The organism is Pseudomonas sp. NPDC089554, from assembly GCF_050280645.1.
Lineage (GTDB): Bacteria > Pseudomonadota > Gammaproteobacteria > Pseudomonadales > Pseudomonadaceae > Aquipseudomonas.
Genome location: NZ_JBNNVR010000011.1, coordinates 56,204 through 75,374, shown reverse-complemented (window position 1 = coordinate 75,374; position 19,171 = coordinate 56,204). Strand labels below are relative to the sequence as shown.

At 64.7% G+C, this 19,171-nt stretch carries 19 protein-coding genes; 8 read left to right on the top strand and 11 right to left on the bottom strand.

Annotated elements, in window-relative coordinates; translation table 11 throughout:
- Positions 1-110 precede the first annotated feature (110 nt).
- The 5 genes from ACQKPE_RS05770 to ACQKPE_RS05750 all read left to right on the top strand — a co-directional run bounded on the left by ACQKPE_RS05770 (position 111) and on the right by ACQKPE_RS05750 (position 7,150).
- Entirely contained in the window at positions 111-1,373 is a 1,263-nt protein-coding gene (locus tag ACQKPE_RS05770) for an MFS transporter (RefSeq protein WP_427664004.1), read from the top strand.
- 34 nt (positions 1,374-1,407) lie between these two features.
- Positions 1,408-2,361, top strand: a complete 954-nt coding sequence (locus ACQKPE_RS05765) for a 2-hydroxyacid dehydrogenase (protein ID WP_427663977.1) — start codon at positions 1,408-1,410, stop codon at positions 2,359-2,361.
- A gap of 165 nt (positions 2,362-2,526) precedes the next feature.
- Entirely contained in the window at positions 2,527-3,546 is a 1,020-nt protein-coding gene (locus tag ACQKPE_RS05760) for a LacI family DNA-binding transcriptional regulator (protein ID WP_427663975.1), read from the top strand.
- Between the two features lie 251 nt (positions 3,547-3,797).
- Complete coding sequence (locus ACQKPE_RS05755) at positions 3,798-5,099, top strand: Nramp family divalent metal transporter (protein WP_427663973.1); 1,302 nt, start codon at positions 3,798-3,800, stop codon at positions 5,097-5,099.
- Between the two features lie 149 nt (positions 5,100-5,248).
- Positions 5,249-7,150: a potassium transporter Kup gene (locus ACQKPE_RS05750; protein WP_427663970.1), complete on the top strand. Its 1,902-nt coding sequence runs from the start codon at positions 5,249-5,251 to the stop codon at positions 7,148-7,150.
- Positions 7,151-7,156: 6 nt separating this feature from the next.
- On the opposite strand, the gene ACQKPE_RS05745 is transcribed toward ACQKPE_RS05750, so the two are convergent.
- The 8 genes from ACQKPE_RS05745 to ACQKPE_RS05710 form a co-directional block, all read right to left on the bottom strand.
- Complete coding sequence (locus ACQKPE_RS05745) at positions 7,157-8,518, bottom strand: glutamine synthetase family protein (RefSeq protein ID WP_427663968.1); 1,362 nt, start codon at positions 8,516-8,518, stop codon at positions 7,157-7,159.
- 106 nt (positions 8,519-8,624) lie between these two features.
- Positions 8,625-9,008: a YkvA family protein gene (locus ACQKPE_RS05740; RefSeq protein WP_427663967.1), complete on the bottom strand. Its 384-nt coding sequence runs from the start codon at positions 9,006-9,008 to the stop codon at positions 8,625-8,627.
- The gene (locus tag ACQKPE_RS05735) at positions 9,005-10,144 is read right to left on the bottom strand and encodes an ABC transporter substrate-binding protein (protein WP_427663965.1); all 1,140 of its coding nucleotides are present in this window, start codon (positions 10,142-10,144) and stop codon (positions 9,005-9,007) included. The genes ACQKPE_RS05740 and ACQKPE_RS05735 overlap by 4 nt, the downstream gene beginning before the upstream one ends.
- Positions 10,141-10,926, bottom strand: a complete 786-nt coding sequence (locus ACQKPE_RS05730; protein ID WP_427663963.1) for an ABC transporter ATP-binding protein — start codon at positions 10,924-10,926, stop codon at positions 10,141-10,143. Before ACQKPE_RS05730 ends, ACQKPE_RS05735 begins: the two co-directional genes overlap by 4 nt.
- Positions 10,923-11,963, bottom strand: a complete 1,041-nt coding sequence (locus ACQKPE_RS05725; protein ID WP_427664002.1) for a FecCD family ABC transporter permease — start codon at positions 11,961-11,963, stop codon at positions 10,923-10,925. Before ACQKPE_RS05725 ends, ACQKPE_RS05730 begins: the two co-directional genes overlap by 4 nt.
- 14 nt (positions 11,964-11,977) lie before the next feature.
- Positions 11,978-14,341, bottom strand: coding sequence for a TonB-dependent siderophore receptor (locus ACQKPE_RS05720; protein WP_427663962.1), 2,364 nt, complete (start codon positions 14,339-14,341; stop codon positions 11,978-11,980).
- Positions 14,342-14,445: 104 nt separating this feature from the next.
- Entirely contained in the window at positions 14,446-15,378 is a 933-nt protein-coding gene (locus tag ACQKPE_RS05715; RefSeq protein ID WP_427663960.1) for a FecR family protein, read from the bottom strand.
- A complete protein-coding gene (locus tag ACQKPE_RS05710) occupies positions 15,368-15,886 on the bottom strand; it encodes an RNA polymerase sigma factor (protein ID WP_427663959.1) in 519 nt (172 codons plus the stop codon). The genes ACQKPE_RS05715 and ACQKPE_RS05710 overlap by 11 nt, the downstream gene beginning before the upstream one ends.
- Positions 15,887-16,058: 172 nt before the next feature.
- Here ACQKPE_RS05710 and ACQKPE_RS05705 point away from each other — a divergent pair, with 172 nt between their 5' ends.
- Together ACQKPE_RS05705 and ACQKPE_RS05700 are read left to right on the top strand one after the other, a co-directional pair.
- Positions 16,059-16,331: a PepSY domain-containing protein gene (locus ACQKPE_RS05705; RefSeq protein ID WP_427663957.1), complete on the top strand. Its 273-nt coding sequence runs from the start codon at positions 16,059-16,061 to the stop codon at positions 16,329-16,331.
- A gap of 253 nt (positions 16,332-16,584) precedes the next feature.
- Entirely contained in the window at positions 16,585-16,734 is a 150-nt protein-coding gene (locus ACQKPE_RS05700; protein WP_427663955.1) for a hypothetical protein, read from the top strand.
- Between the two features lie 26 nt (positions 16,735-16,760).
- On the opposite strand, the gene ACQKPE_RS05695 is transcribed toward ACQKPE_RS05700, so the two are convergent.
- The 3 genes from ACQKPE_RS05695 to ACQKPE_RS05685 all read right to left on the bottom strand — a co-directional run bounded on the left by ACQKPE_RS05695 (position 16,761) and on the right by ACQKPE_RS05685 (position 18,056).
- Complete coding sequence (locus ACQKPE_RS05695) at positions 16,761-17,141, bottom strand: termination factor Rho (protein WP_427663953.1); 381 nt, start codon at positions 17,139-17,141, stop codon at positions 16,761-16,763.
- A gap of 148 nt (positions 17,142-17,289) precedes the next feature.
- Positions 17,290-17,541, bottom strand: coding sequence for a hypothetical protein (locus ACQKPE_RS05690; RefSeq protein WP_427663952.1), 252 nt, complete (start codon positions 17,539-17,541; stop codon positions 17,290-17,292).
- Positions 17,542-17,555: 14 nt separating this feature from the next.
- Positions 17,556-18,056 carry a DUF4142 domain-containing protein gene (locus tag ACQKPE_RS05685; protein WP_427663950.1) on the bottom strand — a complete coding sequence of 167 codons (501 nt, stop codon included), beginning with the start codon at positions 18,054-18,056 and terminating at the stop codon, positions 17,556-17,558.
- 168 nt (positions 18,057-18,224) lie between these two features.
- Here ACQKPE_RS05685 and ACQKPE_RS05680 point away from each other — a divergent pair, with 168 nt between their 5' ends.
- On the top strand, positions 18,225-19,139 hold the full coding sequence (locus tag ACQKPE_RS05680) for a LysR family transcriptional regulator (RefSeq protein WP_427663949.1): 915 nt from the start codon (positions 18,225-18,227) through the stop codon (positions 19,137-19,139).
- The last annotated feature ends 32 nt before the right edge of the window (positions 19,140-19,171 follow it).

Here is a 19,171-nt window from a genome sequence, read left to right as displayed (position 1 = left end):
AACAATGACAACAAGAGGTACTGCACGTGGACCAGCCAGCCATCAACCCGGCGGCGAGTGCGTCGCTCGCCCCGGAAAAACGGACCCATGTCCGTTACTACATCCTCGCCATGCTGTTCATCGTAACGGCCATCAACGTCGGTGACCGCGCCACGCTGTCGATCACCGGCTCCGCACTCATCGAAGTGCTGAACATCAACTCGGTCACCCTCGGCTACATGTTCTCGGCCTTTGCCTGGGCCTATGTCATGGGGCAGTTGCCCGGCGGCTGGCTGCTCGACAAGTTCGGCTCGGCGCGGGTGTACGGCATCTCGCTGCTGCTGTGGTCGTGCATCACCGTGGCCCAGGGCATGATCGGCTTCTTCTCGGTGCCGGTGGCCGTGGCCATGCTGTTCGTGCTGCGCTTTTTGCTGGGGGTGATCGAGGCGCCGGTGTACCCGGCCAACAACCGCATCGTCGCGGCCTGGTTCCCGACCCAGGAGCGCGGCCTGGCCACGGTCATCTACAACTCCTCGCAGTACCTGTCGGTAGTGCTGCTGGCGCCCTTGATGGGCTTCATCGCCCACACCTATGGCTGGGAGCACGTCTACTGGTTCATGGGCGGGCTGGGCATCGTCATCGGGCTGTTCTGGTTCCGCTTCGTCAAGGCGCCCACCGAGCACCGCTGGGTGAATGACGCCGAGATGGCCCACATTCGCGAAGGCGGGGCCGAGGTGGATATCGACAAGCCCCGCGAGCAGGGCGCCTTCAAGCCGCGTTTCTCGGACATCAAGGTACTACTGAAAACCCCGATGATGTGGGCCATCTACCTGGGCAAGTACTGCGACACCTCGCTGCAGTACTTCTTCCTGACCTGGTTCCCGATCTACCTGGTCAAGGGCCGCGGCCTGAACATCATGGAGGCGGGCGCCATCGCCGCCATTCCGGGTATCTGCGGATTGCTCGGCGCCTTGTGCGGCGGGGCGGCCTGCGACTACCTGCTGCGAAAGGGCTTCTCGCTGACCATGGCGCGCAAGATTCCGCTGGTGTGCGGCATGAGCATCGGGGTGTCGCTGGTGCTGTGCAATTTCACCGACTCGATCTGGATCGTGACCCTGCTGATGTCCCTGGCGATCTTCGGCAAGGGCGTGGTGGCGGTTGACTGGACCTTGGTGTCCGACACCGCGCCCAAGCAGATCACCGGCATGGCCGGCGGGCTGTTCAACATGTTCGGCAATATCTCCGGAATCATCACGCCGATCATCATCGGCTACATCGTCCAGGCCACGGGTTCGTTCGAAGGCGCCTTGTACGTGGTGGCGGGGCATGCGGCGCTCGGCGCGCTGGCGTTCCTGTGCATGGGCACGTTGCGCAAGCTGGAACTGCAGCGCTGATGCGTTCTTTATCTCTTTAACAGGTAGCTATCCCATGATCGACATTCTTCTTACCCAGCCGGTCCCCGAGGCCATCGACCGCCAATTGCTCCAGCTCTACAGGGTACACCGGCTACACGAGGCGGCCGACACTGCGGCGTTCCTCGCCGAGCATGGCGGGGCGATCCGCGCAGTGGTCACCGGCGGCGCGAAAGGTTTGCCCAACGCCATCATGGACCGCCTGCCGGCCCTGCAACTGATCGCCATCAGTGGCATCGGCACCGATGCCGTCGACCTGGTTCACGCTGCTGAGCGCGGCGTGCAGGTGTGCACCACGCCGGGGGTACTGACCGATGACGTGGCGGACATGGCGCTGGGCCTTTTGATAATGACCCTGCGCGACCTGGGCACTGGCGAGCGTATCGTGCGGGCCGGGCAGTGGGGCCAGGTCAACCAGCCGCTGGCGCGGCGGGTGAGCGGCATCGACCTAGGCATCATCGGGCTGGGCCGGGTAGGGCACGCCATCGCCCAGCGCGCCAAGGCGTTCGGCATGAGCATCCACTACACCGACCACAAGGTGCAGCCCGACAGTGGTTATCACTACGAAGCCGATATCCTGTCGCTGGCGCGCCGTTGCGACGTGCTGGTGGTGGCGGCGTCCGCTGACCAGGGCGAGGCGTTGATCACCACCGAGGTGTTGCAGGCGCTGGGGCCGCAGGGCTACCTGATCAATGTCGCGCGCGGCAGGTTGGTCGATGAGCAGGCGCTGGTAAAGGCGTTGCAGGAGCGGGTGATCGCGGGGGCCGGCCTGGATGTATTCGTTGACGAGCCGAACGTGCCGCCGGCGTTGTACGACCTCGACAACGTCGTGCTACAGCCACACCGGGGCAGCGCCACCGCGCAGACCCGGCTGGCCATGGGCGAGATGGTGCTGGAGAACCTGAAGGCCTGCTTCTCGGGCGACCCGGTGCCCAATGCGGTGCAGGTGCGGACACCACAATACCTGTAGAAGCGGGCTTGCCCGCGAATCAGACGCCGCGATGGATGGCACCGGCTGTGCCGGTGTTCGCGGCGGTTCGGCGCCCCGACAAGCCCGCTCCTACAGGTATGGCGCTGTGCTTGGTGTTACGGGTATGGTGCAGCGTGCTTTTTTCGCCCCCGTCCCGGAACCCCCATGGCCAAGAAACCCCCTCTGGCGCAATCGGCGCCCACCCTGATCGACGTCGCCAAAGTCGCGGGGGTTTCACCCATCACCGTGTCCAGGGCGCTGAACCGCCCGGAGGTGGTCAGCCAGCAGATGCGCGAAAAAGTGCTCGAGGCCGTGCGCCAGACCGGCTATGTCTCGAACATGCTGGCCGGTGCCCTGGCCAGCAACAAGACCCGCCTGGTGGCGATCTTCCTGCCGACCATCGCCAACTCGATCTTCGCCGAAACCATCCAGGCCTTGATGGCCCGGCTGGACGAGGCCGGCTACCAGACCCTGCTGGGCCTGACCGGCTATTCGGCCGAGAAGGAGGAAAAACTGCTGGAAACGGTGCTGGGCCGCCGCCCTGATGGGGTGGTGCTCACCGGTACCCTGCACACCGAATCCAGCCGCCTGCGCCTGGCGCAGTCGGGTATTCCGGTGGTCGAGTCCTGGGACCTGAGTGACAACCCGCTCGACATGCAAGTGGGCTTTTCCCACGAGGCGGTGGGGCAGGCAGTGGCCACGCACCTGCTGGGCAAGGGCTACAAGCGCTTCGCGGTGGTGGCCATCGGCGACCCGCGCGGCCTGCGCCGCTGCAACAGCCTGATCGCCGAGCTGGCGCGCCAGGGTATCGAGCACGTGCCGATGCAGGTGCTCACGCCTCCGGCCACGCTGGAGGTGGGCCGCGAAGGGCTACGGCAACTGCTGGAGGCCGGCGAAGCACCCGATGTGGTGGTGTGCAGCTCCGACACGGTGGCCCAGGGCGTGCTGGCAGAAGCGGCGAGCCGTGGCCTGCGAGTGCCGTCCGATATCGCGGTGATGGGCTTTGGCGACCTGACCAGCGCTGCCCATGTCTACCCGGCGTTGTCCACGGTGCGGGTAGACGGCGCGCACATCGGCGACCAGGTCGCCCGGGCCTTGCTCGAGCGTTTCAAGTACCCGGCAGGGGCGAGCGACCCAGTGCGTATCGATACCGGTTTCACCCTGGTCGACCGCCAGAGCAGCTAATGACGTTTGCGCGCTAAGTTGTCTGATGTCTTGAGGTCGGCGTGTACCGTTCGGTGGCGCGGCTGGGAAGGCATAAGGCCATAAAACCCTATGGCTCATGCTGTTTTGCCCTGGATTTAGCACTATGACAGTGCAAAAAAGCCTGCTTGAAACACTTCTACACATTTGCCTCCAAAGATCGTTGTACGATGTCGCATGAATATGTTTGACTGCGCGCACTCACACAAAAACAACAAATGGAGACTCCTTCCATGTCGAGCGTCCCGCCCGTGGCGCAGGCTGCTGCCGCGCCTGCGCAAAACCGGCTTTCCCGTACCTTGAAACTCCTTGGCCCAGGTATCATCGCCGTGCTGTCGTGGCTCGGCGCAGGTGACCTGATCACTTCATCGGTTGCCGGCGCCAACTATGGCTACGCGATGATGTGGGTCTTGGCGGTATCCCTGCTGCTTCGCTACCTCATCGTCAACATCATTGCGCGCTTCCAGCTGTGCAATAACAAGGGCATGTCCATCCTCGAGGGCTATGCCCAACTGCACCCGGTGTTCGCCTGGTTCCTGCTCGGCTATGCCTTGCTCATGGGCCACCTGATGAACGCCTACATGATCAAGGGCGCGGGCGAATCGCTGGCGATGCTGTTGAAGGTCGACTACCCGCTGCTGTGCTCGATCTTCGTGGTGCTGGCGGTGTGGATGCTGGTAGGCCGTAGCATCTATTCGCTGATCGAAGGCGTGATGAAGGCTTTGCTGGCGATCATGACCCTGGCCTTCCTGGCCCTGGCGGTGATGTCCGGCCCGGATGTCGGCGGCATCGTCCAAGGCACCATCGGCTTCAGCATTCCGGCGAATGAAGGCGTGCATGGTGCGCTGCTGGTAGCGGTGTCGGTGATCGGTGCGGTGGCCGGTTCCGTGGCCAACTTCGTGCACCCCTACGTAATGCGCCAGAAGGGCTGGGTCGGCCCGCAGCACAAGCGCATCCAGCGTAACGACCTGCTGTTCGCGGTGTTCGTCGGGATCATCATCAACCTGGCGATCTGGATCGTCGGTGCAGAGATCCTGCGCCCCAACGGCATCGAAGTGAACACCCTGGCCGACCTCGGTAAGGCGCTGGAAATGTACTTCGGCTCGATCGGCTGGTACGTGTTCTTCGTCGGTGTGTTCGCCACCCTGTTCGCCAGCATCGCCGGCAAGACCACGGCCTTCCCGATGCTCATCACCGACGCGCTGCAACACGTACGCCCAGAGCGTCGCGAGCGTTACGGCAAGGAGTTCCACAAGGACCCTGCGCACCGCTGGTTCCTGCTGTTCATCCTGGTCACGCCGCTGATCTGGTCGTTCCCAGGCATGCCAGACTTCGTCACCCTGACCATCGGCGTCAGCGCCCTGAACATCGTCGGCCTGCCGATCATTTCCCTGGGCCTGCTGATCATGTCCAACCAGAAGTCGCTGCTGCCCAAGGAATACCGCAACAACTGGTTCGAGAACATCGCCCTGTTCTTCGCTACCGGCCTTGCGCTGTGGGTCGCCTTCACTCTGGCACTCGAACTGTTCGCCTGACCGCAGACGTTCGACGAAGTAGAAAACGGGACGCCATGCGTCCCGTTTTGCGTTGTGTGCCAGGAAGGTTTCTTTACGCTTTCTTTATGCCTGGCACCGCTTCTTGAGCGGATACTTGGCGGCTTTACGCACGCCGACGAGACGCCCCTGTGAGCCAGACCGCAACGCTTGCAACGCAACCCCATGCTGAAAAACGTAATGGCTTTGGCCTGCTGATCGCCGCTGTGGGGGTGGTCTACGGTGACATCGGCACCAGCCCGCTTTACACCCTCAAGGAAGTGTTCAACGGCCATTTCGGCATCCAGGCCAATGCCGAGGGGGTGCTGGGTATTCTCTCGCTGGTGTTCTGGTCGCTGGTCTGGGTGGTGTCGGTCAAGTATGTGCTGTTCATCCTGCGCGCCAGCAACCAGGGCGAAGGCGGGATCATGGCCCTGACCGCCCTGGCCCGGCGGGCGGCCCGGCCTTACCCGCTGCTGGGCAAGGTGCTGGTGCTGCTGGGCTTGTTCGGGGCGGCGCTGTTCTATGGCGACAGCATGATCACCCCGGCCATTTCCGTATTGTCGGCGGTCGAGGGCCTGCGCCTGGGTATCGACGGCATCGACCATTGGGTGGTGCCGATTTCGGTGGTGGTGCTGGTGGGCCTGTTCGTTATCCAGAAGCACGGTACGGCGCGTATCGGTATTCTGTTCGGGCCGGTGATGGTGCTGTGGTTCGTGGTGCTGGGGGCGCTCGGGGTTCACGGTATCGTGCAGCGGCCCGAGGTATTGCAGGCGCTGAACCCGGCCTGGGCGGTGAACTTCTTCGTCGCCCACCCAGGCATAGGGGTGGCGATTCTCGGCGCCGTGGTGCTGGCCTTGACCGGTGCCGAGGCGCTGTACGCCGACATGGGGCATTTTGGCCGCAAGCCGATTTCCCGGGCCTGGTTCATGTTGGTGCTGCCGGGGCTGGTGCTGAACTACTTCGGCCAAGGCGCGCTGATCCTCAACGCCCCCTCGGCGGTGCGCAACCCGTTCTACCTGCTGGCGCCCGAATGGGCCTTGCTGCCGATGGTCGGCCTGGCCACCCTGGCGACCATCATCGCCTCGCAGGCGGTGATTTCCGGTGCCTTTTCACTGACCCACCAGGCGATTCAACTGGGCTATGTGCCGCGCATGTTCATCCAGCACACCTCCAGCGAAGAGCAGGGGCAGATCTACATCGGCATGGTCAACTGGGCGTTGATGGTGGGCGTGGTGCTGCTGGTGGTGGGCTTCGAGTCGTCCAGTGCGCTGGCGGCCGCCTATGGCGTGGCGGTGACCGGCACCATGCTGATCACCACCTTGCTGGCCTCGGCGGTGGTGCTGTTGCTGTGGAAGACCCCACGTTGGCTGGCCATTCCCTTGCTGCTGGGCTTCTTGCTGGTAGATGGCCTGTACTTCGCCGCCAATGCCCCGAAAATCTTGCAGGGCGGCGCCTTCCCGGTCATCGCGGGCCTGGCCCTGTTCGTGTTGATGACCACCTGGAAGCGCGGGCGCAGCATCATGTTCGAGCGCCTGGACGAAACCGCGTTGCCGCTGCCGTTGTTCATCGCCAGCGTGCAGTCGCAGCCACCGCATCGGGTGCAGGGCACGGCGGTGTTCCTGACCGCCCGCAGCGATGCCGTGCCCCATGCCTTGTTGCACAACCTGCTGCACAACCAGGTGCTGCACGAGCAGGTGGTGTTGCTGACCGTGGTCTCGGAGGACTCGCCACGGGTCAGCGCTGCCGAGCGTTTCCAGGTCGAAGCCTTTGGCGCCGGGTTCTTCAGGGTCAGCCTGCATTTCGGCTTCATGGAAGAGCCCGACGTGCCGCTGGCGCTCAACCAGAGCAGTACCGCCGAACTGGATTTCAGCCCCATGCGCACCACCTACTTCCTCAGCCGCGAAACCGTGGTGCCGACCAAACGTATCGGCATGGCCAAGTGGCGTGAGCACCTGTTCGCCTTCCTGCTCAAGAACGCCAACAGCAACCTGCGCTACTTCAAGCTGCCGCTGAACCGAGTGATCGAGCTGGGTACCCAGGTCGAGATGTAAGGCGCATCAGACGCTCGATTGCAGGTACTCGCGCTCCCAGGCGCTGATGACCTGCCGGTAGTGCCGGTACTCGGTGCGCTTGACCGCGACGTAACCTTGCACGAAGCGGCTACCGAGATGAGCCTTGAGCGTTTCGCATTGCTCGAGGCGAGCCAGCGCGTCTTCCAGCGTGCCGGGCAGGCGCAGGCCAGGGTGGTCGTAGGCGCGGCCACGCAGCGGGGCGCTCGGCTCGAGCCGTTCGAGCATGCCCAGGTAGCCGCACAGCAGGGTCGCAGCCATGGCCAGGTAGGGGTTGGCATCGGCGCCGGGCAAACGGTTTTCTACCCGCGTGGCGGCCGCCGACGCCGAAGGCACACGCAGCCCAACGGTGCGGTTCTCATGGCCCCAGGCGACGTTCACCGGCGCGCAGTTGTCTGGCAGGAGTCGGCGGAAAGAGTTCACGTTAGGCGCCAGCAGTGCCAGCAGTTCTGGTACGTAGCGCTGCAAGCCGCCGATGTAGTGCAGGAACCGCTCGCTCATCTCGCCCGTTGCCGTGGCGAACAGGTTCTGCCCGCTGGCCAGCTCCAGCACACTCTGGTGGATGTGCATCGCACTGCCTGGCTGCAGGGCAATCGGCTTGGCCATGAAGGTAGCGCTCACGCCGTGTTTGAGCGCGGCTTCGTGCAAGGTGCGTTTGAACACGGTGAGCTGGTCGGCCAGGCGCAATGCATCACCGTGGCGAAAGTTGATCTCCATCTGCGCGGGGCCGCTTTCGTGAATCAGTGTGTCGAGGTCCAGCGCCTGGGCTTCGCACCAGTGGTAGAGGTCCTCGAACAACGCGGCGAACTCGTGGGTGGCATCGATCGAATAGCTCTGCCGCCCGCGCTCCGGGCGGCCCGAGCGACCCTCGGGCGCTTCCAGCGGCAGGTCCGGGTCATGGCAGCGCTTGGTCAGGTAGAACTCGAGCTCCGGTGCCACCACCGGCTTCCAGCCCTGCTCGGCATACAGGCCCAGTACGCGCTTGAGCAGGTTGCGTGGCGACAGTTCTATGGGCGCGCCGCAGCTGTCGAAGCTGTCGTGGATGACCATGGCCGTAGGCTCGGCCAGCCACGGCAGGACGTAGAAAGCCTGCGCGGCAGGGCGACAGAGCATGTCGGCGCCGCCCTCGTCGAGCAGGGCGTGGAACACCTGGTCGTCGACGAAGTCGCCGGTCACGGTCTGCAACAGCACGCTTTCCGGCAGGCGCATGCCACCTTCTTCGAGAAACCTGTCGGTGGAGGCGATCTTGCCGCGGGCGATGCCGCAGAAGTCGCTGATCACACACTCAACTTCACTGATGCCTTGTTGCTTGAGTTGCTGGTGCAGGTGCGTAGCAGCGGGTAGGGACATGTAGCGCTCTCGATACTGCGAAGACGTGCCAAGAGCTTATTGATTCGCGTATCAAGTTGCTGTCGCTTTACCGGGGAGCGCCGTAATTTCTTGATAAAGGCCAGGCTTATCGCGCCAGGTAGACCGCCAGCCACCAGCCCAGCAGCGCCAGCCAGGCCGAGACAACCACCGCCGCCGCCACCCAGCGCCCCTTGAACGGCAGCTTTTGCCCTGCCAGGCGTTCGGCCTCGGGCTGGCAGCGCAGCAGCAGCGCCTGCGGGATCAGACGCAGGGCCAGGGCAATCCCCAAGGGCACCAGGATCACATCATCGAGAAAGCCCAGCACGGGGATGAAGTCCGGAATCAGGTCGATGGGGCTGAAGGCGTAGGCCACGGTCGCCAGGCTCACCAGCCAGGCCAGCTTGGGGATGTCAGGCTGGCGCAGGCACAGCCACAGCAGGATCAATTGGCTTTTCAGGCGCCGTGCCCAGGCTTTGAGTGAAGCGATCATGAGGCATCCAGTTGGTCGAAGCAGACCTGCCCGTGAAACACGAACGGGCGGTCTGGCAGGGTGGTGAATTCGCGGAGCAGGCGCCGGTATTCGGCGTCTGGGTCGAGGGCGGCGAACTGCTGCGGCCAGAACAGCTTGGCCAGCCACTGGGCGCCAACGATGTTGAACACGCTGTTGTAGAACTGATGGTTCAGGCCTTGGGTGCAGGCATTGGCGGCACTGGCCACGGCGGCGAAGCCGGGTCGTTGCATCAGGCGAGCCATGGCTGCGTGAATCTGGGCGGCATCGGTGCCGTAGCCGAAGGGAATCGCGCTGACGCCATTGCGCACCCGTTGGGTGCCGGTCATCAGGTACAGGTCGGGCTTGGCCAGGATCAACGACTCCAGCGCCACGTCGGACGACCCGCTGCGCTGGTACTGCGAGCCCAGGTTGATGCCGCCGACACGCTGCACCAGTAACCCCCAGCCAGCGTTGCCCTGGGTGTGGCAACAGCCGCCGCTGCCCGCCTGGCCGGCCCGGGCCTCGACGAACACGCGTGGCGAGGGCAGGCCGCGTGTGGCGTTCAGCAATGCCTGCAAGCGCTGCTGGTAGGCATCGAGGTAGGCCTGGGCTTCGTTCTCCCTGGCCAGGGCCTGGCCCAGCAAGGCTACGCTGCGCGGCACGTTGCGCAGCGGGTCCTGCTCGTTGTCGACGTACAACAGCGGGATGCCCAGGCGTTCAAGCACGCTGTACAGCACGGTGTTCTCGATGGCGGCCTTGGCTTGCAGGCGTGCCACCACCAAGTCCGGATGGGTGCGCAGCAGGCCTTCGATGTCGATCTGCCCGCTTTGCACGAACTCGACCTGGCGTACCTGCCGCGCCTGCGGCCAATGCTCGCTCACCACCCGCCACAGCGCAGGGTCGGAACCTGCCAGGCCACTGCCCCAGGCGACCACTCGCCGCAGTGGGTCTTCCCGCTCCAGCAACGCGAGGGTGAGCAGGTCGTTGCTGTCTTGCAACAGGATGCGTTGCGGTGCCTGGTGCAGCACCACCTGACGGCCGGCGAGGTCGGTGAGGGTGCGCGGGTAGCTGGAGGCGTGCAGGGGCGTGCACAGCAGCATCAGCAGCCAGGGCAGGATGTGCAGCACACGGCTCATGGCAGCGAGCCGTCGACATGCACCTGCACCCGGCCGTGGCTACAGGCTTCTACCCTGGCCTTCACCCGGTACACCTTGGCCAGCATGCCGGGGGTTAGCGTGTGTTGCGGCGTTCCCACAGCATGCAGGTTGCCCGCCTCCAGCACCACCAGGCGGTCGGCCCAGCGCGCTGCAAGGCCAAGGTCGTGCAGCACGACGATCACCAGGCGGCCTTCGTCGGCCAGCTTGCGGGCGGTGGCCATCACATCGTTCTGGTAGCGCAGGTCCAGCGCACTGGTGGGTTCGTCGAGCAGCAGCAGGCGCGGTTGGCGAATCACGGCCTGGGCCAGGCTGACCATCTGCCGCTGCCCGCCAGACAACCCGTCCAGCGGGCGCAAGGCCAAATGCAGGATGCCCAACTGCTCCAGCACCGCGTAGGCGCTCTCCTGTTGCTGATGGGCATTGCCCAGCGCGGCCTGCGGGTCACCGCCACGCAGCGCGCCGAGCAGGGTTTCCAGCACGCTGAGGGCGATGCCTTCGGGCAGCGTCTGCGGCATGAAGCCCAGCACCTGGGCGCGCTCGCGGCGGCTGCAACGCAGCAGGTCGAGGGTGGCGAAGCGCACGCCACCCTGCGCGCCCGGCAGCAGGCCGGCGAGGCTGCGCAGCAAGGTCGACTTGCCCGCGCCATTGGGGCCGACCAAGGCCACCAGCTCACCGGGTTCAAGGTCGGGCAGGGTGATGCCGTGCAGCACCGTGTGGCGTTTGTAGCCGACGCTGAGGTCGCGTACTTGCAAGCAGCTCATTGGCGGCCCCGCTTGAGAATCAGGCTCATGAACAGCGGCACCCCGACGATCGCCGTGACGATCCCCACCGGCAGCACCACGCCGGGAATCAGCTGTTTGCTGACGATGGCCGACAGCGACATGATCAGCGCGCCGGTCATGGCGCTGACCGGCAGGAAGAAGCGGTGGTCCTCGCCGATCAGCATGCGCGCGATATGCGGCCCCACCAGTCCGATGAAGCCAATGGTGCCGACGAAGGCCACGGCCGTCGCCGCCAGCAGGCTGATGCGCAGCAAGGCGCCGAAGCGCAGGCGCGCCACGTCGATGCCCAGGGTTTCGGCGCGCTCGTCGCCCAGGCGCAGGGTGGTCATCTGCCAGGCCGCGCGCAGGCTGAACGGCAGCACCAGGAGCAGCACCAGCCCCAGGGTCTGCACCGCCGGCCAGCTGGAGCGGGTCAGGCTGCCCATGCTCCAGAACACCAGCTGTTGCAAGGCATCGGCACTGGCCAGGTACTGCAGCAAGGCGACCATGGCATTGAAGCTGAACACCAGGGCGATGCCGAACAGCACCAGGCTCTGCACACCGCCGGTAAGCCCGGCCACGGCCTGCAGCATCAGCACCGAGGCGAAGGCGAAGACGAAGGCGTTGGCCGTGACCAGGGCGCCAGCGGGCACCCCCGGAACACCCAGGTCGAGCACGATGGCCAGGGCCGCCCCCAGCGAAGCCGCCGACGACACACCCAGGGTGAAGGGGCTGGCCAGTGGGTTGTTGAGGATGGTCTGCATCTCGGCACCGGCCAGCGACAGTGCCGCGCCCACCAGCACGGCCATGAGCGCGAAGGGCAGGCGCAGTTCACGCACGATCACCTGTGTATCGGGTTCCACCCCCGGGCTGCCGAGCACGGCGCGCAGCACCTCGAGCGGGGCGAAGGCGGTGCTGCCCAAGGTGATGTCGGTCAGCAGGCTCGCCAGCAGCGCCAGGCCCAGCGCGGCGCAGATCAACAGGCGCTTGCGCTGCACATCGCGCCAGGCGCGGTGCAGCGTGGCGCGTTCGGGCAGGGGGTTGGGCGCGGTCAAAACTTCATGCTCACGCTGGCCACCACTTCGGCCGGGTCGCCGGCATAGTTGCCATCGGTGCCGGCCACGGTCTCCATGTACTTGCGGTCGAGCAGGTTGCGGCCATTGAGCGAAACCCGCACATCGTCGTTGACGTCGTAGAATACGCTGGCATCGACCCGGGCGTAGCCGCCCACGTCGTAGCTGTTCTCGATATTGCCCTGGCGCTCGCCCACGGCGACTACCCCGACCCCGAAGCCAAGCCCGGCCAGGTCGCCGCTCTGCAGCTGGTAGCTGGTCCACAGCGAGCCACTCAGGGCTGGCACGCCTTCGAGGCGGTTGCCTTCCTCGATCACCGTGTCCTTCGTGACCTTGGCTTGCAGGGCGCTGATGTTGCCGATGATCTCCCAGCCCGGCAGCGGCGTGCCGCTGAGGTCCAGCTCGATGCCACGCACCCGCTGCTCGCCGGTCTGCACCGAGTAGTTGTCGTCGCTCGGGTCGGGGGCGGCGACGTTCTCTCGGGTGATTTCGAACACTGCCAGGGTCGCGCTCAGGCGGTCGGGAATCAGGTCGAACTTGGCGCCCACTTCGTACTGGATGCCTTCCTCCGGGTCGAGCACGCTGCCGCCGCGGCGGATATCGCTTTGCGGGGTGAACGAGGTGCTGTAGCTGGCGTACAGCGCCAGCCAGTCGCGGGGTTGATAGACCAGGCCGACACGCGGCGAAACCTTGCTGGGGTCGAGGTTGGTCTGGCTGACTTCGTAGTCGGCATTGGTGAGGGTGTTGCGTTGACGGGTGTCGTCGTAGCGCGCGCCCAGCAGCAGTTTCCACTGCTGGCTCAAGTCGATCTGGTCCTGCAGGTAGAAGCTGTACGACTCAAGGTTGTACTTGGACTTTTCGTTGAAGCGAAAGGGCCCAGGCAGCGCGCCGTACACCGGCTCGTAGATATCGATGGAGGCCAGCGAGGCGCGGTCGCTGGCCACCACGCGGCGACCGTCGACGTATTCGAAACCGGCCAGGGCCGTGTGCTTCAGGCCGCCGGTGGTGAAGCGGGCGATGGCCTCGAACTGGGTGTCGAGGGTGCTGATGCGCTCGTTGCCGTCGGTGGCGCGGCGCGCCAGGGTGCGCCCGTCGCTGTCGATGCTACGCAAATCGACCACGAAACGGTCCTTGTGCGACTGGTCCCAGCGCGTCATCTGGCGCAGGGTCAGCCAGTCGTTGACGTCGTGCTCGGCCTTGTACCACACCGAGAACTTGTCGGCCTTGTCCCGCGACCAGGGCTCGTGCAGGAAGCGGTCGGCAGGCATGTTGATCTTGCCGTTCTGCGGCAGCAGGCCACGGTCGAACGGGCTGGTCTGGTTGATGAAGTCCATGCCGGCATCTACACGGGTGGCCTCGCTAGGCTCCCAGCGCAGGGTGGGCGAGACGTAGGTGCGCTTGCTGTCGCGGAAGGTGTCGCGAAAGCCACGGTCGGTCTGGGTGGCCACGGTGAAGCGCCCGGCCAGGGTCTTGTCGGCGTTCAGGGCGCTGCTGGCGTCGGCCTCCAGGCGGTAGAAGTCATAGGAGCCGACCTGCGCCTTGACCCGCGCCTCGGGTTCGAAGGTGGGCTGGCGGGTGACTAGGTTGATCAGGCCGCCCGGGTTGCCGCGGCCATACAGCACCGAGGCCGGGCCCTTGAGCACTTCAACGCGTTCGACGTTGGCCAGGTCGCGCAGTGTTTCAGGGCGTGAGATCAAGGGGTTCATGGCCATGCCGTCGACGGCGTAGCTGGTGGCCTTGAAGCCGCGAATCACGAAGGCCTCCGAGGAGCCACCATGGGTGTTGCTGCGCTGCACGCTGCTGACGTTGCTGAGTGCGTCGGCCAGGCTGTTGACCTGCTGGTCCTCCATGACCTGGCGTGACACCACCTGGATCGACTGCGGGATATCGCGCAGCGCCGTGTCGGTCTTGGTGCCGGTGGCGCTGCGGGTGGCGCGGTAGCCTTGCACGGGGCCGTCGGCGCGCTCCACGGGGTAGCTGGCGTTGATGGTCGAGGGCGCCAGGTTCAGCGCGCCGTCCTGGGGCGTGGGGAACAGCAGCAGGGTGCGCTCGGGGGTGATGTTCCACGACAGCCCTGAACCTTGCAGCAGGCGTTGCAGTGCTTCGCCTTCCCCGAGCTGGCCCTGTACCGCCGGTGCCATGCGGCCTTGCGCAAGGGCGGCGTTGAAGCTCAGTTGCAGGCCGTTCTGCCGGGCGAACTGTGCCAACGCCGAAGCCAGCGGTTGAGCAGTGATGGCATAGGACGCAGTGCGTCGTTCAACGGGGGCTTCGGCGGCCCAGCCGGTGTTGATCGGCAGCAACAGAGCCAGGGCCAGGGGCGACAGCGGATACAAGCGCGGCATGGGAACGATCCTTCATACGTCTGACTTTCATTTGAGAAATTTTCTCAAAGGGACGTTGAAAGACGACGTGCTCGCGGTTTTTTTTCAGGCCGGCGGAAAAAAACTTAAAAATCGCCCAGCAGCCGTACCCATGGGGTGACTTGGCGGTTCTGGGTACCCAGGGATTGGGCCAGGGCGGTGTAGGCGCGCTCGGGGTTGCGCACGTCGAACACGCCGGTGATGCGTTGCTCGCGCAGCGGTTCGGCGACCATCACCCAGCCGCCGCTGTAGCGTTGCAAACGCTCGACCACTTCGCGCACCGGCAGGTCTTCGACGAACAACGCGCCGCTGCGCCAGCTGGCCACCTGGGCCGGTTCCAGGCGCGAGCGCGTCACCTGCCCGGAGGGCCAGCTGAAGCCCAGGCGTTGGCCGGGGCTCAGGCGCTCGCTCAAGGGCTGCGTGCGGCTCTCGGCCTGGACCGAGCCTTCGGCCAGCGCGACCTCGGCGTGGCGCTCGCCCAGGCTCAGGTCGAAGGCAGTACCCAGCACGCGCACCGACAACTCGCCAGCCTGGGCCGTGAAGGGGTGTTCGGCATCGTGGGCCACCTTGAAGAAGGCCTGGCCTTGCAGCAGCTCGACGTTGCGTTCGGCATCGTCCACCACCCGCAGCGCGCTCTGTGGCCCCAGGGTGATGCGTGAGCCATCGGCCAGCTGCACCTCACGAGTTTCGCCGCTGCCGGTGCGGTAGTCGGCGTGCAGCGCCAGTTGTGTCTGGGGCGTGAGCAGCACGGCCAACCCGACTATGCTGGCGGCTGCTGCCAGGGCGGGCCAGCGTCGCTTGCGACGGGGCAGGGCAGGCACCACGGGCGGTGCGCCGGTGAAGCTGGCCGACGGCATTTCGCCCAGGGCGCCCCACACCTTCACGATGCGCTGCCACGCCGCACGGTGCTCTGGCGCGGCGGCCAACCATTGCTCGAACTCAGTGCGGCTTTCTGGGTTTTCCTGCAAGCGCAGGTGCCAATCGGCGGCCTGCTCCAGCAATTGGGGGTCAAGCTTCATGGCTGGCCCCGTCGGCGTCAGGCTCATCGACTTCCTGGGCAAGGCGGGCGAGGGCGTCGCGCAGCAGGCGGTGCGCCGTGCTCAGCGACACGCCCAGGCGCTGGGCGATCTGCGCCAGGGTGCAACCCCCAAAACGGTGCATTTCCAGGGCCAGGCGGCTGGCTTCGGGCATGGCTTGCAGGGTGTCGCTTAGGCGGTCGAGCAGCATGCTGTGCTGGCAGCTGTCGGCAGGGTCGGCTGTGTGGCCGGGGTGCAGCCAGGCCGGAGCACTGGCCTGGTGCGCCTGTTCACGGCTGCGGCTGCGTTTGAGGTCCAGGGCGAGGTTACGCACGATGCGGTACAGGTAGGCCACCGGTTGCTCGACCGCAGCGGCGGGGGTAAAGCGAATCCAGGCTTCCTGGACGATATCCTCGGCCTGGGCGCGGTCGCCGGTAATGGTGCTGGCATAGCTCACCAGTTCCCGGCGCACGCCGAGAAACACCTGCAGTTGTGTCGATGCGTCAGCCATTGCCTTGCCTCAGTTTCGGTACCCGCCGATACGGCGCGGCGCAAGTGTGCAGTAGTCGAGAATGGTTTTCAATTGTGCCTTGCAAGCGGGGTGCCACTGGTAGTTTCAAATGAACTGGCGCAAGCACGCGCCAGTCGCATCGGTATAACCCCACAAAAAAAGGATGTTGGCGATGAAAACCATGACACGACTGTTTACCGGCCTGGCACTGGTCGGCGCACTGGGTTCGACTTCGGCTTGGGCCGACCAGCCCGGTGGCGACTGGACGATTACCAAGGAGCAGGCTGTCGCCACCCTCAAGGGGGCAGGCTACACGCAGGTCACCAAGATCGAGGCCGACGATGGCCATTGGGAAGGCGAAGGCATGAAGGCCGACGGCAAGCGCTACGAGTTTCATGTCGACCCTCGTACGGGAGCGATCACCAAGGACGAGCTGGATCACTGATCCTGAAGGCCGCGCAGCCTTGGTATGCCCGCGAACACCGGCGCAGCCGGTGCCATCGTTTCGCAAAGTTGGCACGAAAATCTCATGATTTAGCAGAACAGGCTTCGACCCCCGGTCGTTGCATCAACCCTCGCACCCAACAAGAGCAAAAGGGGTCTTCATGAGTTGTCTAATCTGCGCAGGACAGGCGCAAGCCATCGATTGCCCCGCCGGATGGGAAGAGCGTTGCTGCGCCCAATGCGGGTGTTACCGAATGTCTCAAGCACTCATTCTGGTGATGATGGACGAGGGGCGGATCTTCGACACCCTGCGGATGCGCCAATGGTTGGTGGAAAGGCGAGGGGTGATGGCCATTCCCTCCATCGAGTCTGACCAGGCCATATTGGTGCCGTCGGCGCCATAATTCGCCCGCCCCCACCCCTGGCGACATCAGCCCTGCTTGTGCAGCGCTTCGACCAACTGCGCCTTGGTCATGCGCCAGCGCCCCTTGATGCCCTGGCTGCGTGCCTCCTTGAGCAGGCTGTGCTTGGTTTGCGTTTGCAGCGATGTGATCGAGGTGCGTGCATACCCTTCGCGGGTTTTCGCGGCGCGCTTGGCCGAGTCGGAGCGGGCGGTGTTCTTCTCGTGCTCCGGGGTGGTGGTGCCTGACCCTCCACGTTTCTCACCACCACCCGATTGCTTGTTGACGGTCGCCCAGGCACGCGCCGCCGCTTCGTCTTTGGAAAGGCCTTGCTGTTCGTAGCTTTCTTCGATGCGCTGGGCCTTGCGTTTCTGTTTTGCGGTGTACTTGTCTTTGTCTCCACGGGGCATGGCGTTCGCTCCTGGGTGCGAGGGTTACACGTTGCGAAAGCTGTAACGGACCGATGTGCCTGGGGTTGGCAGCATAGTGCTGGGCAAGCGCAGGAGATTGGAAGGCCTGCAAGCAGGCGCCAACCCCCACGCACGGCGCTCCTGCGCGTCAGCTGTCCAGTCGCTTGGCAGCCTCTACCCCAGCGGATGACAGCTTGATCGGGTAACTCATGCTGATGTGGTGGTCGTCGTCCACCACCACGCTGCCATCCTGGATCAAGCCATGCTCCTGCAAGGTATTGAGCATGCCGGCCACGGCTTTCTCGCCGCGGTAGTTGTCCAGCACTTCCTTGCCCAGCCCGTGCGGGTGGGCATGCAGCAGGCGGGTCAGTACTTCGGTGCGTAGTGCGTCATTGCTCATGTTCAGTCTCCGGGTCATTTAGCGTGGGTGGCCTGCAGAGCCTTGGCGCGCTCCAGGTGCTGCTCGAGCGCTGGCAGTTTTTCGCTGGCGAAGGCTTTGAGTTCTGGCTTGTCGGACGATTGCGCTTCCTTGCGGAACAGTTGCACGGCGGTTTCGTGGGCATCGACCTGGTTGTCGATATAGGCCTTGTCGAACGATTCTTCGCGCCACTCGAGAATCATCTTCTTCACCTTGTCGGTCAGCGCCGCTTCGTCGGGTACGCTGATGTCCAGGGTTCGGGCGATATCGCCGAGTTGCTGGTTGGCCTGGGTGTGGTCGGTGACCATCTGCTGGGCGAACTGCCTGATGTCGGCATTCTGGCTTTTCTCTTTCGCCAGGTTGCCTGTCACCACTTCGGCGATACCCGCCTCGGTGGCCGCATCGACGAAATCATCGGAGGTGGCGGCCTGTACTTGCAGTGACGCCAGGCCCAGCAACAGCGTAAAGCCTGCGAGTATCAACAATGGCGGGTGCATGTCTTACCCCTTCGTACCGTTGGCGCGACGTCAATGTCGCAAGCGGTTGAGCCACGGCGGTGGGCGAAGGTTTAGTTTTTTTCGGCGCGATACGACGACCCGGCTTGACGTGAGCACGCCAGCTTCCAATTATCGGGCATACGCCAACGACGCCCCCGAGACGACCTGATGCTGATCGACGAAGAGCTGACACTGAAAAAGCTGGAGACCTTCCTGACCTTCATGCGCAGCGGCAACCTGGGCCGCGCGGCCGAGGACCTGCAAACCAGTGCTGTCAGCGTGCATCGGGCCATCCACTCGCTGGAGAACGCCTTGCGTTGCCCGCTGTTCAAGCACCAGGGGCGGCAGTTGATTCCCCTGGAAAGCGCCTATGTGCTCGAGAAGAAGGGCCGCCAGCTGATCCAGGATGCCCAGGAGATGGTGCGCCTGAGCCGCGAGGCGGCAGGGTTCTACGCGGACCGTTTTCGCCTTGGCGCGCTCTACTCGCTGACGGTGAAAACCGTGCCCAAGCTGGTGATGGGCCTGAAGATACGGCGCAGCGAGCTGAACATCGACCTGACCCTGGGCTCCAACGTCGAGCTGATGCAGCGCCTGAAGAACCATGAGCTGGACGCGGTCCTGGTGGCGCTGGATGACGCGGTGAAAGATTCGGCCTGCGAGCAGCTGCCATTGTTTTCCGATGACATCTTCCTGGCCGTGCCCACCGATTCGCCGTTCGCCCACCAGGCCTGCGTGGACCTGGCGGACCTTGCCGAATCCACCTTCATCACCCTGACCCAGGGCTTTGCGACCCACCGTGATGGCATGCACGTGTTCGAACAAGCGGGCTTCGAGCCCAAGGTGGCCATGCAGGTGAACGACATCTTCACGCTGCTGAGCATGGTCAGTTCGGGGGTCGGGTTTGCCTTGTTGCCGGGGCGTATCGCCGCGGTGTACGAGAACCGCGTGCGCCTGGTGCCGTTGCAGCCGCGCTACCGGCTGCAACAACACATTGGCGCGGTGTTCCTCAAGGCGCGCGAGCGCGAGCCGAATTTGCTGGCTCTGCTTGCCGAGTGCCGGATGTACAGCATGAACCTGGGCTGAATGCCTAATGCCCGGTCAGCTAGCCTGGGGCT

What these genes read in the sequence shown, in the direction of transcription:
- ACQKPE_RS05760 (WP_427663975.1), top strand. Translation starts at nt 2,527, where the DNA reads ATGGCCAAGAAACCCCCTCTGGCGCAATCGGCGCCCACCCTGATCGAC.
- ACQKPE_RS05710 (WP_427663959.1), bottom strand. Translation starts at nt 15,886, where the DNA reads ATGGCTGACGCATCGACACAACTGCAGGTGTTTCTCGGCGTGCGCCGG.
- ACQKPE_RS05690 (WP_427663952.1), bottom strand. Translation starts at nt 17,541, where the DNA reads ATGAGCAATGACGCACTACGCACCGAAGTACTGACCCGCCTGCTGCAT.
- ACQKPE_RS05755 (WP_427663973.1), top strand. Translation starts at nt 3,798, where the DNA reads ATGTCGAGCGTCCCGCCCGTGGCGCAGGCTGCTGCCGCGCCTGCGCAA.
- ACQKPE_RS05730 (WP_427663963.1), bottom strand. Translation starts at nt 10,926, where the DNA reads ATGAGCTGCTTGCAAGTACGCGACCTCAGCGTCGGCTACAAACGCCAC.
- ACQKPE_RS05685 (WP_427663950.1), bottom strand. Translation starts at nt 18,056, where the DNA reads ATGCACCCGCCATTGTTGATACTCGCAGGCTTTACGCTGTTGCTGGGC.
- ACQKPE_RS05745 (WP_427663968.1), bottom strand. Translation starts at nt 8,518, where the DNA reads ATGTCCCTACCCGCTGCTACGCACCTGCACCAGCAACTCAAGCAACAA.
- ACQKPE_RS05770 (WP_427664004.1), top strand. Translation starts at nt 111, where the DNA reads ATGCTGTTCATCGTAACGGCCATCAACGTCGGTGACCGCGCCACGCTG.
- ACQKPE_RS05695 (WP_427663953.1), bottom strand. Translation starts at nt 17,141, where the DNA reads ATGCCCCGTGGAGACAAAGACAAGTACACCGCAAAACAGAAACGCAAG.
- ACQKPE_RS05765 (WP_427663977.1), top strand. Translation starts at nt 1,408, where the DNA reads ATGATCGACATTCTTCTTACCCAGCCGGTCCCCGAGGCCATCGACCGC.
- ACQKPE_RS05680 (WP_427663949.1), top strand. Translation starts at nt 18,225, where the DNA reads ATGCTGATCGACGAAGAGCTGACACTGAAAAAGCTGGAGACCTTCCTG.
- ACQKPE_RS05700 (WP_427663955.1), top strand. Translation starts at nt 16,585, where the DNA reads ATGTCTCAAGCACTCATTCTGGTGATGATGGACGAGGGGCGGATCTTC.
- ACQKPE_RS05715 (WP_427663960.1), bottom strand. Translation starts at nt 15,378, where the DNA reads ATGAAGCTTGACCCCCAATTGCTGGAGCAGGCCGCCGATTGGCACCTG.
- ACQKPE_RS05740 (WP_427663967.1), bottom strand. Translation starts at nt 9,008, where the DNA reads ATGATCGCTTCACTCAAAGCCTGGGCACGGCGCCTGAAAAGCCAATTG.
- ACQKPE_RS05735 (WP_427663965.1), bottom strand. Translation starts at nt 10,144, where the DNA reads ATGAGCCGTGTGCTGCACATCCTGCCCTGGCTGCTGATGCTGCTGTGC.
- ACQKPE_RS05705 (WP_427663957.1), top strand. Translation starts at nt 16,059, where the DNA reads ATGAAAACCATGACACGACTGTTTACCGGCCTGGCACTGGTCGGCGCA.
- ACQKPE_RS05720 (WP_427663962.1), bottom strand. Translation starts at nt 14,341, where the DNA reads ATGCCGCGCTTGTATCCGCTGTCGCCCCTGGCCCTGGCTCTGTTGCTG.